A 16,060-nucleotide genomic window follows, 5' to 3' on the forward strand; every position below is an offset into this window, starting at 1 on the left:
GGGAATCTCAAAAAGGAAGTGCCATTCTCGTCGAGGGATTTAAGGCGTAAGCCAACAGGTCCCGGTTAATCGGCAAGCGGACATCCCGATGCCGGTCATAAGGGATCGGTCCAGCGTGATGTAGCTCGCACAGCGAGCGAGAGGGGGAGGCTTGGCCGGCTTTGCCGGGCGAGGGGGCGACGTGAGCCCCTACAACAGTGCGTGCAAAGTGTTTATGCGTTGATGCGGAAGAACCGGAAGAAGTACACCCCGCCGCGTCAGCCTAGCTCGCACAGCGAGCGAGAGGGGGAGGCTTGGCCGGCTTTGCCGGGCGAGGGGGCGACGTGAGCCCCTACAACAGAAGGGCAACCCTTGAATCGAGGCCCGTTCTCTGGTATTCTCTGTCTACCTGACGCACAAGAAAGGCGCGTACCATAATGAACCCCATCACGCGAGGAGAGATTGAATGGCAACCCTTACTGTAGTTGCCGCCTGTGAGCCCGGACCCGTTTTCGTGGAGACCCTCCGGGATTTTGCTGCATCGGGACTCGTGGAGGCGGCTGTCCTGGTCAATGCGGGTGCTTCGGTCCCGACCGATCTGTCTGTGCCCTGCATCCATCTTGCCGGCTCGGTCTTCTCAGGAGACATACTCAGCGCGATCCTCGAAGCGATCCATACGGAATCCGTTCTTTTTATGATAGGAGGGATGAGTATCTCCATAAGCCCCGAGGCTTTGGAGCGGATGGAAAGGGCCCTCAGGGCCTCCCGGGCGGGCCTTCTTTATTCCGATTTTTATGACGAGAGGGAAGGGGTCAAGACCCTTCATCCCCTCATCGATTACCAAAAGGGTAGTCTGCGCGATGATTTCTCATTCGGGCCTCTCATGCTCTTCTCCATGCCCGCGGTTCGGGCAGTCCTCGCGAAGCACGGCCCCATTCCCGAAGTCGATTATGCGGCCCTTTACGACCTGCGCCTGAGGGTATCCGTCGATTATCCCCTATTCCATCTCAGCGAGCCTCTCTATTCGATATCAGGCTCGGAGGGACCTTCGGCGGGCGAGGCGATCTTTGCATATGTGGATCCGCGAAACCGGGCGGTCCAGGAGGAGATGGAGACGGTGTGTACGGCGCACCTCAAGAATACAGGCGCCTTCATTCCCCCGGAGAGACTTAAGAAGGCAGGGCACCAGACGGGCGCCTTCCCTGTGGAGGCCTCAATAATCATTCCCGTGAAGAACAGGAGCGCCACCATCGCCGAGGCAGTGGAAAGCGCCCTCTCCCAGGAGACCGCATTCCCCTTCAATGTGATAGTAGTAGACAACCACTCGACGGACGGGACCACGGAGACCCTCTCCGGTCTTGCCCGGCGCGATTCCCGCCTTTGCCACATTATTCCTGCGAGGACCGACCTCGGCATAGGCGGATGCTGGAACGAAGCCCTTTTATCGGAATCCTGCGGCCGTTACGCCGTGCAGCTCGATTCCGACGATCTTTACTCCACGCGCTCTTCATTGCAGCGCATAGTCGATACCCTGAATGAGGGAGATTACGCCATGGTGGTGGGCTCCTATACGATCACGGATTTCAACTTAAAGCCAGTCGCCCCGGGGCTCATCGACCACAGGGAATGGACGGAAGCCAACGGCCACAACAACGCCCTGAGGATAAACGGCCTGGGCGCGCCGAGGGCCTTCAACGCGAGCATCATGAGGGCGATCGGGTTCCTCAACGTGAGCTACGGAGAAGACTATGCGGCCGCCTTAAGGATCAGCCGGGAATACAGGATAGGCCGCATTTACGAGAGCCTTTACCTCTGCAGGAGGTGGTCCGGAAATACGGATGCCGACCTTTCCCTTGAAGAAACAAATCGGAATAATCTCTTCAAAGACCGGGTAAGGACGGAAGAGTTGCGCGCCCGGATAAGGCGCAACAAGAGGCGATGAATGGATTTCATCGATAACCCCCTGCCCGGAATGCTCTCTCCCGTGGTATGTGCTGATTTCGATGGAGAAGGCCCCCTTTCTTTGGACCGTCTCTGCCGGGACCTCGTGGAGGCACAAAAGGCGAGCTGGCCCGACTATCGGCAGGGCTGCGACTCTTTAGACGGGGTGAAGGTCCGCCCGATCCCCTGCACCGGATTTTCCGTGCGGGTGCAGTACAATCCCCGAAGGATAAAGAGTGCCCTGGCAAAGGTGGGAACGAAGGATGTGGGCGCGAGGCCCTGTTTTCTTTGCCCCGCCAATCTGCCCGAGGCGCAAAGGGGAATTCTCTACCGTAAGGATTACCTCATCCTCTGCAACCCCATGCCCGTCTTCCCCTGCCATTTCACGGTAAGTAATATTAAACACCGGTCCCAGACAGTAGAGGAGCATATCGGCTCTTTCCTCGCCCTAACCGCCGACCTCGGCAACCGATGGACGGTACTCTACAACGGCCCGAGATGTGGCGCCTCCGCCCCCGACCATCTCCATTTCCAGATCATTCCTTCCGGTAATTTGCCGGTGGAAGAGGAGATCGGCGAGGAGGGAAGGCTGACGTCAGTCGCCGCAAAAGACGGCATCCAGGTGAAAATGGCCAAAAATATGGGGCGGGAGGTCATAATACTGGAAGGAAAAGAACCTCATGCTTTGGGTGACGCCTTCAATGCCATTGTGGAGGCCCTGAAAGCGGCCATCGGCGAGAGTCAGGAGCCCATGATGAGCCTCGTGAGCTGGTATGGAGAAGGCGTATTTCGCCTCATACTCTTCCCGAGGGCAAAACACCGTCCCGCAAGCTTCTTTGCCGAAGGAGACGCCAGGATAGCGGTGAGCCCCGCAGTGATAGAGATGGGCGGCGTTCTGGTCACCCCCATGGAAGCGGATTTCCACCGCCTTGACAGACAGAGCGTTGAAAATATCTATAACGAAGTATCATTGGACGGGGGCACCACAAAGGCGGTTTTCAGGAATCTGGTACTCCCAAGTTAAACGCAGGTAAGGGTATCCCGTCGGCGAGGCTTCATCCGTTTATGTAGGCGAGCACCTCCGGATCATTGATTATCTCGATGACAGCGAGGGCAACCGCACCGCTGCATGTCCTGTCAAACCCGCCGGGACTACCATTCCGCACCCTGTATGTCTTTGTCTTTCCATTTCCAAATGCCACCTTGAATTCCACTGCGGCCAAAAGCATCATAAAATCGTGATCGATATCAATACTGTCAACGGTAATTTGAAGGGACTTCCCCGCCGTATCCGTGATCTTGACCCGCCTGCTCCGCAATTCCTTGGTGAGTTGGTCTGCTATGCCGTCAGCAAATTGCTGTTCGCTTGCATAATATTGAGTGCCGCTGTGATTGAGGAGCAAAATCTTTGAATCCTTCGACTTCCCCTTGGTAACATTAATTTCCCTGCCTCCGGTAAAATTCTCCCACGACGCCACCCGTCCCGGATCAATCGGATACTCGGTCCATACATACTCATGGGCGCAACCGGTGAGAATCAAGAACAGCGCCGAAATCAAAAGACCCGCTTTACATATCCGTTTCATTACATTCCTCTCCATTTACATGACGGATGATAATAATATCGTGATCAATTGCCACGCTTCGCCTGCAGTTCCGCAGTCTTAGCAGACCCGTCCTTCCTTCCGATAAAAGAGCGTCACAAGAAGTATGAGGGAGACCGCAAGTTTCCCGCTCGCAATGTGTGCTTCATATGGGTCCCCGAATACAACGACTGTTTTCACTTTATTTCCTTGGAAACTATTATCTTCCATGCTCATCGGAATTTCAATCATTAGTTGGCGAACAAATATCAGACCCCTATTCACTGGCCGCCAGGTGTACGCTTTAGAGCGTTATTACGCTCTCTCAAAGCTAATGGTGAACTCTGTCCCTCCGCTCCCGTTCAGGCTTACCGTGCCATCCAGTTGCTCTACCAGGGTCACTATCAGCTGCATGCCGAGTGAATGGGTCCTGGTAAAATCGAGGACTTCGGGAAGGCCTCTGCCGTTGTCGCCTACGGTGAGGGCGATGGGCGCCCGGTAACCCGCGCCTGCTCCTTTAGTGACTCGACGGCCCCGGTGTCATGATATGGCAGGAGCCGTCATCGTCTTCAATGACCACCATTTTAAGGATGCGGAACTTGGTGGTGACGAAATCCTGTGTCGCGCATAGAGGTTTGTTCTGTGCTCCCAGGAACCAATCCCCCATCTTTGGCCGGCGTATCTCTCCTGTGGGAAGAAATCGTATTTCCTTTATCATTTCAGGTATCCTCCTCGTTGCTCATGGGTTCGAGTGTGCGCGAAGAAGGCGGTGCCTTTCCCATTGTACTTAATACATACTGTATGATTTGCAGTGGAGTAAATGACATGAATCACATTGAATAATAAGGAATTACAGGAAAGACCGAGAACCTGTCGAGGCCCCCGTGCTAATGATGGTGGTGGTGCTCTTCCCCCGCTCCGGGTATCTGGCAAAAAAGGTCATCGGTCGCGCATTCCGCGCACTCCATCTGGAGCACGGTATGCCTGATCCCGAGCTCTAAGAGACGCGTCTCGACCTGCCTGCGTATGGCGTCGGTCTCGCTTACTTTACGATCGCCGATGAGCACATGGGCGGAAAAAGCGGGAATGCCGTGGCCGATGGACCATACGTGAACGTCATGGACGCCCATGATGTTCTCCATGCTGCAAAGCATCTTCGATATCTCGCCTGCATGGAGTCCCAGGGGGCTCAGCTCGAGAAAAACCCACAAAGTCTCCTTAATTACCCGTATGCCGCCCACGATAATTATCACACCCACGACAGCGCTCACGATCGGGTCCGCGAGCCACCAGCCCGTGAAGCGGATTATGAGGGCGGCGATAATAACGCCCCCTGACGAGAGAGTGTCGCCGATTACGTGAAGCCACGCGGTTTTCATATTGAGGTCGGCATGACTTTTTCCGAGGATCCAGGCCATGATGAGGTTTCCCACGAGACCTGCCACCGCGACAATGAGCATAAGCTCCGAATTGATCTCGGGCGGAGAGAAAAGACGTCGGTAGGTTTCGAGGAAGATAAAGATGGAGATGGCCACGAGGCTGCATCCGTTTATGAAGGCGGCGAGAAGGCCAATCCTCTGGTAGCCGTAGGTGGCCCTGAAATCAGAGGGCAGCCTCATGATGAGTGCGGCGATGAGGCTTAAGGCGAGGGCAAAAATATCCGTAAACACGTGGCCCGCGTCGCTCAACAGGGCGAGGCTGTTGCTCACGAGACCGCCCACGACCTCTCCCCCGCATACGATAAGGGTTACCACGATACTCCAGGTGAGACGTTTTTCCCGGCTGCCCTGCATAACCTTATCCTAAAGAAAGAATCATGGCAGCCCTCTCAATATTCAAGCCATGAATCGGAATAAACCGTCTGGCCGAGAAGGATTCTCGCAGTCTTTACATATCCCTTTTCTTCATCCGAGACGGTTGCCGTGTCGATAGCCTCACCGTCCATAACCCTATATACGAGGGCCTCCAGGTCGGGCCTTTCCCCCCGCGCAATAGCCTGCAATTGTCCGTCGAAGGCGTTGACTATGGCGGCATGAAGGCCGTATCTGCGCAGCATCAGGAGGTAGGTCCGGTCGAGGATTCCCCTTAAGCGCATGGGCGCCCCGTGGGAGATGTTCGAAAGGCCCGCCATCGATCTGCACTGGGGAAAAAGTTCGGGCGCCATTATGATGAAGTCGGTGCAGCCCCCTACGCGGAGCTGCTGGGTATTGACGGGAAGGACGAGGGGGTCGAGCCATATGTCCTCTTCCGGTATCCCGTATTCAGCCGCCTTGGCAACGATCATGGCCGCGAGCAAGCCTCTTTCGTTTCCGTCCCTCGGAAGCCCCTCCGTGCCGATGGTCATGCCGATAAAACGCGCGCCGTAGCGTTTCGCGAGGGGCATGAGGGCCTCCATCCTCTCGGGCCTCGCGGAGATCGAGTTGATGAGGGCCTTGCCCTTGCAGACACGAAGTCCGGCTTCTATGGCTTCCACACTCGTGGTGTCGAGGGACAGGGGCAGGTCCGTTACTTCCTGGACGTTTTTGACCACCCATTCCATGAGCCGCGGCCCCTCTTTCCTCAGGGGGCCGAGGTTGATATCGAGCATGTCCATCCCTGCCTCCGCCTCGGCGACGGCCCTTGCCCGTATGGGCGCGGGATCGAGGTCGGCGAGGGCCTTGCCGATCCTTGTGGACATGATATTCAGGTTTTCGCCGATGAGGATCATTCTCTTCCCTTATTCCCCCTTCCACAGCTTAAGGTAGGCGGGGATATGGGCGGCTTCCCTGGGCCCCACCAGGATTTCCCAGCCCGGAAGCTCTTCTTCGAGGTCGCCCAGGATCACGGCCGCGTAGCCGGGGATGATCAATTTCCTGTGGTTCACTTTTTCGGCGACGCCACTTTTCTTGATAAAGCCTCCTATGAGGTCGCCCACGAACTTTCCCGCGGCCCAGGCCGTCATGACGGAGAGCCCCTCCGTGTCCATGACCGCAAGCCAGGCGGGCACTCTGGAATTTTCTATCTCACCGCTTACGATGAAATAGGTGAGGGAGAAATTGCAGGTAAGGAGGATGGGGGACGATTCGTCCGGATTATTTATGGGATAGATGCCTTCCTGAGTGGTCATGGGGCGCTGGGGATCGGTATAGATGTTAAGCCGCTGAAGGAGGAGAGGGAAGATCGACTCACCCTGAAAATCGCCCATTACGATGAGGCCCGCATACTTCGCCACGAAAGAGGAGGCGATAAGGGTCTGCCTCATCAGGTCGTCCGCCATCTCGCATGGAAAGGTGATGGTGGGGAAGCCCAGGGGCTTCACCTTCGAGATGAGCGCCGCGCGACGTATCATGACCTGTTCTTCAAATGCCTTCTTTACCGTACGGGTCGAAGTGTCGATCACGAGGTCCTTGAGTCCCATGGCAGTGAGCTTTTCCGTGAGTTCCATGACCTCATCGATACCATCCCCCTTTACCGCCAGCGGGCACCCTGTTTCTTTTGCCAAAGAGGCATAGGCATCGAGATTACCCTTCGTCGCCGCGTAAATGAGGGGCCTTTTCGCCTTTGAGCGGGCAAGGGCTTCCGCCATGATGGAAGGGTCTGAGGTCATAATAATCATACTATATGGTTCGGCACATGCCTTGTCCACCAGGCTTGAGAACCGCTCCCTGTTGCCTGTCTCCTTCAGCGCCAGGAGTTCGGGCCTGAGAATGGTGCCGACCCGCTCATACTGATAGAGGGAGAGGGAAGAGATGCGCCTCCCGACCTCAACGTCGTCCATGGCGTCTGTAATGAGCACCCCAAGGCCAGGCTTATTGAAAAAGGTCTTTTCGTGGCGAAAGAGCACTGTCTCGCCGCCGACCTTCACCTCATATTCACCCGTCCCGATACTCAGGGACCGTATGGGAGGAGCGCTCGCCTCTGAAAGCTGCTCCCTCGCCTCATCGCTGACCGTCGGGCATAAGCTCAGCTCACTTTTCCCCGCCGCAAGGGCCATGGCAAAGGCAAGGCAAGTAGGGAACTTGCACTGTCCGCAGTTCGTCTTAGGCAGAAGTTTGAAAATCTGTATACCGGTTAGCGCCATCTTTCTCTCCTTCTTTTCGCCTGCTTCAAGAATCCTCTCGACTAACGACTAAAGACTAAAGACTGTTTTTAAAACAGATCTTCCATCCCCAAACAAGGATGTCCTTTCTCCGTGATATATTCAAGGACCTGCTCTTCCGTGGTGGCTACTGTTTCGTCGGCTATCATTTCGGGGAGGTTGGGGCAGCCGAGTTCTTCTCCCCGTTTCTTGATCCGCTCGTACATCTCGTCTTTGAGCCGCTTGGGCATCCAGGCGATTCTCAGGAGTCCGCCGTCGCCTTTCAGGAACTTTCTCTGGGCGATGTTGTATTTGCTGTGGCCCAGGAAACCGGGGGTCTGTGCCCCTCCGCCCACCGAGCCTGCGAGGCTCGTGAATTTCATGCCGCAGGGGGTCATGTCGGTGAAATCCCGGTCCACGGTCATGATAGCGTTGCACATGGGGAGTACGGCGGCGATGCATTCGCAGCAGCCGCAGGTGGTCATGGGGTCGACCATAAGGCTGTAGAGGCTTACGCTCTGGACGTTCTGCCTCGATGCCTTCCGTATATAGTCGTTGCAGCCTTCGAACTGGCCGTAGCGCTCGTCCGTGCATTCCCCCTTCTTCACCGGCTGGTTCGGGCCGTCGGGGTTGATCTCGTTTGAGGCGCGGCAGTCGAGCCAGTTATAGGCCCCGCACAGCCCCGTTCTTTCCGGGCTCACGATGCAGACGTGGTTGGGGGCGAAACTTTGGCAGAGGATGCAGGAGTAGAAGGTATCCACGTCCTCGTCCGTCATGCCCTCGATCCTCGCGTCCCTGTGCTCGTAAGAGGCCCGGGCGAGGCCGAGCACCTGCCTTACATCAGCCTCTTCCGTGTAGATCTTGATCTGCACCTTGTCGAAGATGGCGCCGAAATCCTGGTGGTATTTGGCGTGGATTATCTTTCCGATATGGGTAAGGGTGAAGCCCTTCTCTACCGCTGCCTTCGATATCCTTATCCACGCGATGTCCCTCTGGCCGATGTGCATGATGCCCTGAGCCTGGTTGATGAGGTGGTGGTTCTGCCTCTCCAGGATGGGCTCGAAATCCTCCTGGAAGTTCCTGCCCGCCACTTCCGCGACCATGGCAAAATGGAGGCGCGTGCCCGGGGCGACGTCGGCGACGTCGGGTCCGATTACCTCGACCCGGCCGTCTTCGATCTCTTCCATCCTCTTCGATGTGGTCCACTCAACGGCCACGGTCCTGCCGCCGCCCATTTCGAGAAAGATGTCCTCTCCCCGCACCCGCTCCCCTTCGAAGGCAGGGCCGTAGGAGACGGGGATCGGTACCTTGGCCACCTGGACCTTGAGCCCTCTCGTCTCGATGGCCTTCTGGACGATTTGATTATGGGGCACGTTGGAGACCACGTGCTCGTAGGTACATATGCCTGTGGGCAGGACCTCCGGAATCGGGGTATCCGCGATAGTGGGGAAGCCCCAGTTGATCGCGCCCGCCGCATTCGCATACCACTCGTCTGTCACATCCCCCAGGGCGAGGACAAAAGCGTAGGTCCGATCTTTGTTATAGATGAGGTTACGCCTGAAGTCGCCCGGTTTGATGCCGCCGAAGGCCATGGCTACCCGGCATGCGAAGCCTATGGCGAAGACCGCCTGAGAGATGTCGGGTCCGAAGGGCACGAGCCTTGTGGGCCAGCCTATCTGGACGCCTGCCTCGACGAGCTGCTCGGAGAACCTTTTCCCTCCGTTCTCTCCGCACATGAAGACATAGAGGTTCTTTTCCTGGAGCTCGAGGGCGATCTTCTGCGCCGTCTCAGAATCAGGCGCGGCCCCCACGATGGCGGCGAAGCCCGGAGCGGTGCCGTCCACGAACTCGACGCCCCGCTTCCTGAAGATCACGTCGTTCGCGGCCCCGAGCCAGAGCCCTGCTTTCGTGCCGTTCATCGACGCGCCATAGGCCGCGAGGTCCACATCTTCACTGTTGGCGAGGTAGGTGCAGGAATTGTCGAGGTACCTGATGGCCTCGATCATCTCTTCCGCGAAAAAAGTGGCCATGCCCGCGTCGAGGGCAGGGGCGAGGTACGGCAGGGCGACCTTTTCACGGACTGGCGGCGGAATCATCTTTGCGCAGAGGTCGAGGACCTTCCTCATCTCCCCCAGCTTCGAGATCGCGATGCCCGTGATTGCATAAATGATAGGCAGGTAATAGGCCGTATTGGGGAAGCCCACCTCCTGGTCCGGGCCGAACCGCTCTATTGCCTCTTTATACGATTCTTCCGCTCTACGAAAAATTTTATGGGCGCCTCTTATGGCAGCCGATGCGATGATTTTCGACATTCAGTCACTCCTTTTGCTCTTCCCGCCTTAGGTGAGGTTCCGGCGCATGGCCATATCGAAGAGCACCCGCTCCCGGGCTTTTTCGAGTCCCAGGGCCTTTCTCTTCGTGTCTATATGGGCGATCATACGCTGCGCCGCCTTTACGGGGTCTGCCTCGAAAGCCCACGTGCCCTTGTAGATCTCCTCGTATTCCTCGAAGAGGTGTCGCGTCACCTTGTCACTTCCCAGAGTGGGCCAGGGAGAACCGAATACGGTGAAGATGCCCGATGCCACGAAATACTGGCCGATGGCAAGGGCCTTCTCGCTCATCCACTCGGGGGCGGCGCCCGCAACGGGCAGGTCGGAGAGGTCGTCTCCCAGGCCGCCTTCCTTTACCATGGCAGAGGCCGCGACCAGGATCCGTGAATTATCGACGCATGCCCCCATGTGGAGGACGGGAGGGATGCCCACCGCCTCGCAGACTTCGGCAAGTCCTTCCCCTGCAAAGGCCCTCGCCGCCTCCGGCGTGAGGAGCCCTGCCTTGCCGCATGCCATGGCCGCGCACCCTGTGGTGAGGACGAGGACGTCGTTTTTGATAAGCTCCTTTATCATGGCGATATGGGCGGAATCATGGACCGTGCGCACGTTGTTGCAGCCCACCACTCCGGCGACTCCCCGTATCCTGCCGTTCACGATATTGTCGTTGAGGGGCCGGTAGCTCGCCCTGAAGAGGCCGCCCAGGAGGTAGTTTATCGTCTCGTGGCTGAAGCCGGCCACGATGTCTTCCTTGTGGTCCGGGATCTGGACGGGGCCGCGCCGATTGGGGAAATTCTCTATGGCGAGCCTGAGGATCTTTTTTGCCGTGTCGAGGCCCGTATCAGGGTGAAATTCCATGTGGGTCGCCCCCTGAATTTTCGCCCTGTCGGAGGTGGAGACGAGCTTCGTGTGAAAACAGGCCGCCACATCCTGGAGGCCCTGCATCTGGCACTGGACGTCGACGGTCATGAGCTCGACCGCGCCCGTGACGAGGGCAAGCTCCTGCTGGAGGAAATTGCCCGCGCAGGGGATGCCGTGCCTCATGAGCACCTCGTTCGCGCTGCAGCACATGCCGGCGAGGTTGATGCCTTTCGCCCCTGCCTTCTCGGCGAGCTTCTTTATCTCAGGATCGCGGCTCGCCGTCACGAGAAGCTCGGGCAGGAGGGGCTCGTGGCCGTGGACCACGATATTCACTTCGTCTTCTTTTAAAACTCCGAGGTTGATCGTGCCCACTACCGGGACAGGGGTGCCGAACATGATGTCCTGGAGGTCCGTCGAGATCATGGAGCCGCCCCAGCCGTCCGCGAGGGCGCACCGGGTGGCCTGCTCGAGGATGTGGACATAATCCTGGTCCACGCCCATGTGGGTCCTGTGCATGATCTCCACTACTTCCCGGTCTATACCCCGGGGGATCACGCCCTGTTTCTTCCATATCTCCTGCCTCTTTAAGGGGGCCTTACGGATATAGGTCAGCTCGCCGTGCTGTTTCCCGAATTCTTCGAGCGCTTTTTGACCGAGCTCGATTGCGATATCGGTCACGCTCCTGTCTTCGATCTCAATTCCGAAGTCGAGGGCCACCTCGAAGAGCTTTATCTCATCCTTTATGGTGAAGCCTTGGGCCTGCCCTTGGGCCGCCTTGAGAAAGGTCTCCGTCACTTCCCTTGCATGGTCCGAATGGGAGGCGCTTCCCGCCGCGATCTTCCGTGCGAAATTGCGGGCCACTACGGTTTCCACCGTCGCGCCGCACACGCCCATGCGGGCCTTCTCTTCGCCCTTCTTCGACCGGGGCATCCTGCATGGCCCCATGGCGCAGATCTTACAGCAGCTCTCCTCCACCCCGATGGGGCAGGGTTTTATTTGATCCGCCCGGGAAAAGACCGTGCTTACCTGCTCCTTCTCCGCCTTTTCGAGCATCTCCAAGGTTGCCTTATCGATACTTCTTATCAATTCATCTGCCATAGAATTCCCCTTCAGCCCATCAAATCCCGGACCATCTCCTCGACCAAGGCGATGGCGTCGGGGTGCCTCATGACCACGATATCAGCGCCGGCGATAAGAAGGGAGAGGGCACTCACCCCTTCGAGCAGGACGGCCCTCTTTTTTTCGTCCCCGAGCTTCGGGTCGTCCTGCCTCCTAAGCCTTGCCTCCCTCGTCTTCCATACCTCCTGGGCGAGATTGCAGACCACCGGGAACTGGAGTTTCACGTCTTCCTGGGTGAGGGCCGCCATCCTGTCCCGCTCCATCACGGAGTAGGTATATTCGAGGCCATAGCCGAGACCACCGGTCGTGGGGTCGATAATGATCTTCTCGTCAGGGACCCCGAGATTTCCGAGAAGGATGTTAAGCTGCTTCGCGAGGTTCACATCTATGGGTGAAGAGGCGGCCACCACCTGGCCGTAGCCGATGGCCATAGCGCCCACCTGCTTGTAATTCTTCTCCGCCACGGGCCCTACGACCACGTTTTTACCTTCACATAGCTCCGCCACTTTCCTCAGGAGGATGGCGTCTTTTTCCTCATTTGCCGTTCCCCATACGATAACCGGCACGTCCACCGCGTCAACGACCGCCTTCGCCGTCTTCGCCGCCTCTTCCGCGTCTTTATCCAGGCCGTTCGGGTCGGCGCTTTTGAGCATGAGGGCAATAATCCCGGCGCCGTAGACATCGATTGATTTCCGCGCCCATGCCACGGGATCGGCGAGGACGTCGCTGAAGGGCGCTTTTGCCCATTCCGGCCAGTCTTCGGGGGCGTAATCCCACACTTCGTGGGCAACTCTCGGCGGGTTGGGCATCTCTCCTTCGAAGAGATAGAAGGGGTAACATGTTTCTCCTCCTATTTTCACGGCCTTCGGGCCTGAGCCGATCACCACTTCCTTCATCCTGCCCGTATAATTTATCCTGGGGATCTGAAATGACATCGTGTTCCTCCTTCGCTTATGCTTCCTTTTTCCTCTTCTCGCTCCCGAATCCTTCAGCCCCGTACCAGTAACGCAGAGCGGTCCTCAGGTAATCGAGCGCCTTTTCACGGGTGTCGAGGCCGGACTTCCAATCATGGCCGCCTTCGGGCTTCCCCTCTTCGTACGTGGGTCCCAGCACCTTGATCGTCACGCCGTCAAAGCGCTCTTTTTCATCGTATGTATAATCGCTCACGAGCCCTCCTCATGGATGGAACACTTGCTGCCACCGCGGAGATTGTCACAAAAAAGCCCCTTCCCTTTTTCCGGTGATCTTATCTTCGGGCACTGCTTTCCGAAGCGAGAACCTCTCAAATTGCCCTCGAACAGACGAAAGATGGTGGCGGGGCGTGCTCCGACGTTGTCCGATTGCGCTATTATATCAATTTATTCCCAAGATGGGAAGAAACTTGGGACCCCGGGGAGTGTTGCCGAGGTCCCACGCGACACGTGGCCCACGCTGGACACACAGGGTTTCCCCTGCCCCTGCCTTCCCGGACAAATACGGCGGTGGGGGCCTAGACTTCAAATACCCCGTAATCATCGACCAGTGCGGGTGATTCCGCGACCACGGGCACAGGCAATCACCGGAATACCGCGGTACCGTTCTCAAGAAAAATGAAATTTAGACTTGAATTTGAAAGGGAATAAAAAGAAGATTTAGAGAAGCCGGCACGTACACGGCGACGGCACGCCTTAGATTTTTGGAAGGATCCCGTCATGGAGATTATACCGGGCATCAACAATGGGAGGCAGAATATGAAAACAAGGGCTTTCATCGTAGGTCTCGGCGCAATACTGGTTGCAGCCCTGTCATGTCCGCCTGCATGGACCCAGGATACACGGGAAGGCCGGACAGGCACGAAAGGGAATGGAATCGACGCGTACACGTCCGTCTCCGACGCCTTCGGCATGACTATTACCGGGCCCGGCGTCTACGCCTTGTCCGGCGACAAGACCATTACCGTGGATTACGAGGGCGTGTGCGGGGTTGTTTTCGACCCCAACGGCCACAAGCTGCGCTTCTCGAAATCTTTCATTGCGCCAAGGTGCCGGCAGTTCACCTCCGCCGTGGAGGGGCTCACTTCGGCCTATCCCGAATGGTTCTATTCCGGCAGCGGCTACTGGCAGACGGCAATAAACGAGGCCGCCAGGTCCCTGCCCACACCGCTTGAAACCCTCACCCTGGATCGCGCGCCCGCGCCCGCGCCGTGGGCGGCCGGTGCGATACTCACAGGGGCGACCAGTAAGGCAACGTGCGAGGTGGTGGCGAAGCTGACGGAGACCACCTATTCGGTGAGGTTCAGGGATAATGCCTTTGCCCCCGGAGAGGTCATCAGCGACGGCACGAACCGCGTAGCCACCGGCAGGGCTTATCCCGAACTTACCCCCGGATGGACCGGCGTCTCAGGTGGGGAAGCGACCGCGTACGGCGGAACGATACTGCTTGATTCAAGTAAAATTTACCTCACTGCAGGAAAAATATTAATGAGACCCTACGTCTCGCTCGTCTCCGACGGATACAGGGGCGCGATAATCAGAATGACCTCGTCATCGGCCGAACCGGTGATCTTCGCTCCCGACGCACGATGGGCAAGGTTCGAAGGGGTCACCATCGAGACGACGAACCCCGGCCTGCCCGGGCAGCACGGCATCCATTTCAGGAGATCGACCACTCTCGGCAACAAATTCATCATTGATCGCGTGAGCTTCAACCATACCTATAACGCCATCGAGATAGACGGGGACGCCACGGGCATACGCATCACCGACGTCTATTCAAGAAACGCGACGAAGGACGTGATCCACGCCACCGCGGCGGGCTCCCTGTCCACCCCTTATATCAAGGGCATCTATGCCTCCAACATGGGGGGGTATGCCCTTCATGTGGAGGGGGGCATCGGGAACGGAGAAGTCTCTTTGATCGCCGAGGGAAACCGGGGGGTCCGGCTGAACAATGCGAGCAGGGTCATCTTTCCCTCCCTCTATCTTGGAGACCAAATTCAGGAGTATCCCCTCGTCCTCATTAATTCCTTCGGGAACGAATTCGGGACCGTGTTTATCGATGGGAAAGGCACCAACAGCACCTCCGCCGTATTACTCGACGGCTCCTACGGAAACAGCATCAGGAAACTCATCACCATGGGAGGTATCGGCAGGTATCTCGTCGAGTGGGCGAATACTGCGTCCGTCCCCTCAAAATACCTGAGGACCAATTCCATAGGGATGACCTTCACCACGGGCGGGCCTATCCTCGGCAAGACGAACGACCCGACCTATATCTCCTTTGACGGAATCCAGAGCGTCTTTCAGGACCTGGACCACGCCTCCGCGGGCTCTCCCGTCTATCAGCACGAGATAAAGGGGGAGACCGTGAGCATTGCTACCCCCGATGCTCCGGCCTCCGTAATTGACAAAACAGATCAGATGCCCCAGACGGGGGCCAGGGCAACCCTGGCATCGCACTTCCCCGGGGCCCCGAACTACAGCCTTCTCTTCCATAGCGAGACCTCCTTTGCCGGCGTCCTGCCTTCCCCGGAAAAGTTGGGTCCGAGCCTCGTCACGGGGGAGAGCAGCACCTTCACCACGACAAAAGGTGATTGGAAAGGCGTGGGAGCCTTTTTGAGCGTCCCGTCCGGGCAGATGAAGATTGTCAATTCCGGCAAGGCCGCCGGATATGCCAAATTGCGCATAACCGGGCTCCAAACAGGAGGTCTCTATAAGATAAAGGTTGACGGCACCTTTGTCAGCTCCATGGGATACATGACGATATACGGGAACAATGAATCGACTGTCCTCAAGGCTGCCCAGCCCCTTTCGCAACGGGATAAGAAGGGCACCTACACCGTCTACTGGGAAGCCGTCGATGAAACGGCATGGATCTATCTCTCAAACGTATCTACCGCGGCAGGGGCTTACCAGCTCGTCGATAATATTGCCGTGCAAAGGGTATTGTCCGCCGGTTCGATGACCTTAAGCGGGGGCAGGACCTTCGGGAACAGCCCCGGCGGGGGAGGCAATATCTCCATGTATGGTGTGGACCACGCCACTCGCGCCGGTAAAATATATCTGGGCGGCACTGCGGGCGCGTCTGAAACGCCTATGGTCCTTCAGGAAAAGGGCTCATGGAAACCCGTGACCATAGGGCCTCCAAATAGCGGAGGGCCCGGTTTCAGGTGCCTGAGGGTTCCCAATCAATGAGGGGAGTCCAGGTCAGCGACC

General features: G+C 57.4%; 12 protein-coding genes. 3 read left to right on the forward strand and 9 right to left on the reverse strand.

Going from position 1 to position 16,060, the window contains the following annotated elements:
• Positions 1–445 precede the first annotated feature (445 nt).
• Together VGJ94_00095 and VGJ94_00100 are read left to right on the forward strand one after the other, a co-directional pair.
• Complete coding sequence (locus VGJ94_00095; GenBank protein HEY3274991.1) at positions 446–1,921, forward strand: glycosyltransferase family 2 protein; 1,476 nt, start codon at positions 446–448, stop codon at positions 1,919–1,921.
• Complete coding sequence (locus VGJ94_00100) at positions 1,922–2,944, forward strand: DUF4922 domain-containing protein (protein ID HEY3274992.1); 1,023 nt, start codon at positions 1,922–1,924, stop codon at positions 2,942–2,944.
• A 31-nt stretch (positions 2,945–2,975) separates the two neighbouring features.
• On the opposite strand, the gene VGJ94_00105 is transcribed toward VGJ94_00100, so the two are convergent.
• The 9 genes from VGJ94_00105 to VGJ94_00145 form a co-directional block, all read right to left on the reverse strand.
• A complete protein-coding gene (locus VGJ94_00105; GenBank protein ID HEY3274993.1) occupies positions 2,976–3,506 on the reverse strand; it encodes a hypothetical protein in 531 nt (176 codons plus the stop codon).
• A 514-nt stretch (positions 3,507–4,020) separates the two neighbouring features.
• The gene (locus VGJ94_00110) at positions 4,021–4,221 is read right to left on the reverse strand and encodes a hypothetical protein (protein HEY3274994.1); all 201 of its coding nucleotides are present in this window, start codon (positions 4,219–4,221) and stop codon (positions 4,021–4,023) included.
• 169 nt (positions 4,222–4,390) lie between these two features.
• On the reverse strand, positions 4,391–5,296 hold the full coding sequence (locus VGJ94_00115) for a cation diffusion facilitator family transporter (GenBank protein ID HEY3274995.1): 906 nt from the start codon (positions 5,294–5,296) through the stop codon (positions 4,391–4,393).
• A 35-nt stretch (positions 5,297–5,331) separates the two neighbouring features.
• Positions 5,332–6,210: a dihydropteroate synthase gene (locus VGJ94_00120; protein ID HEY3274996.1), complete on the reverse strand. Its 879-nt coding sequence runs from the start codon at positions 6,208–6,210 to the stop codon at positions 5,332–5,334.
• A 9-nt stretch (positions 6,211–6,219) separates the two neighbouring features.
• Entirely contained in the window at positions 6,220–7,563 is a 1,344-nt protein-coding gene (acsC, locus tag VGJ94_00125; GenBank protein ID HEY3274997.1) for an acetyl-CoA decarbonylase/synthase complex subunit gamma, read from the reverse strand.
• A 68-nt stretch (positions 7,564–7,631) separates the two neighbouring features.
• Positions 7,632–9,872, reverse strand: a complete 2,241-nt coding sequence (gene acsB, locus VGJ94_00130) for an acetyl-CoA decarbonylase/synthase complex subunit alpha/beta (protein ID HEY3274998.1) — start codon at positions 9,870–9,872, stop codon at positions 7,632–7,634.
• A 27-nt stretch (positions 9,873–9,899) separates the two neighbouring features.
• Entirely contained in the window at positions 9,900–11,846 is a 1,947-nt protein-coding gene (cooS, locus tag VGJ94_00135; protein HEY3274999.1) for an anaerobic carbon-monoxide dehydrogenase catalytic subunit, read from the reverse strand.
• Positions 11,847–11,857: 11 nt separating this feature from the next.
• Complete coding sequence (locus VGJ94_00140) at positions 11,858–12,802, reverse strand: acetyl-CoA decarbonylase/synthase complex subunit delta (GenBank protein ID HEY3275000.1); 945 nt, start codon at positions 12,800–12,802, stop codon at positions 11,858–11,860.
• 16 nt (positions 12,803–12,818) lie between these two features.
• Entirely contained in the window at positions 12,819–13,034 is a 216-nt protein-coding gene (locus tag VGJ94_00145) for a hypothetical protein (protein HEY3275001.1), read from the reverse strand.
• Between the two features lie 563 nt (positions 13,035–13,597).
• On the opposite strand from VGJ94_00145, the gene VGJ94_00150 reads away from it, so the two are divergent.
• Positions 13,598–16,039, forward strand: coding sequence for a hypothetical protein (locus VGJ94_00150; protein ID HEY3275002.1), 2,442 nt, complete (start codon positions 13,598–13,600; stop codon positions 16,037–16,039).
• Positions 16,040–16,060: the final 21 nt, after the last annotated feature.

The organism is Syntrophorhabdaceae bacterium (assembly GCA_036504895.1).
In the GTDB taxonomy this organism is placed as follows: Bacteria; Desulfobacterota; Syntrophorhabdia; order Syntrophorhabdales; family Syntrophorhabdaceae; genus PNOM01.

Coding starts and splice junctions, on each gene's coding strand:
- VGJ94_00095 (HEY3274991.1), top strand. CDS start 446: ATGGCAACCCTTACTGTAGTTGCCGCCTGTGAGCCCGGACCCGTTTTC.
- VGJ94_00100 (HEY3274992.1), top strand. CDS start 1,922: ATGGATTTCATCGATAACCCCCTGCCCGGAATGCTCTCTCCCGTGGTA.
- VGJ94_00105 (HEY3274993.1), bottom strand. CDS start 3,506: ATGAAACGGATATGTAAAGCGGGTCTTTTGATTTCGGCGCTGTTCTTG.
- VGJ94_00110 (HEY3274994.1), bottom strand. CDS start 4,221: ATGATAAAGGAAATACGATTTCTTCCCACAGGAGAGATACGCCGGCCA.
- VGJ94_00115 (HEY3274995.1), bottom strand. CDS start 5,296: ATGCAGGGCAGCCGGGAAAAACGTCTCACCTGGAGTATCGTGGTAACC.
- VGJ94_00120 (HEY3274996.1), bottom strand. CDS start 6,210: ATGATCCTCATCGGCGAAAACCTGAATATCATGTCCACAAGGATCGGC.
- acsC (HEY3274997.1), bottom strand. CDS start 7,563: ATGGCGCTAACCGGTATACAGATTTTCAAACTTCTGCCTAAGACGAAC.
- acsB (HEY3274998.1), bottom strand. CDS start 9,872: ATGTCGAAAATCATCGCATCGGCTGCCATAAGAGGCGCCCATAAAATT.
- cooS (HEY3274999.1), bottom strand. CDS start 11,846: ATGGCAGATGAATTGATAAGAAGTATCGATAAGGCAACCTTGGAGATG.
- VGJ94_00140 (HEY3275000.1), bottom strand. CDS start 12,802: ATGTCATTTCAGATCCCCAGGATAAATTATACGGGCAGGATGAAGGAA.
- VGJ94_00150 (HEY3275002.1), top strand. CDS start 13,598: ATGAAAACAAGGGCTTTCATCGTAGGTCTCGGCGCAATACTGGTTGCA.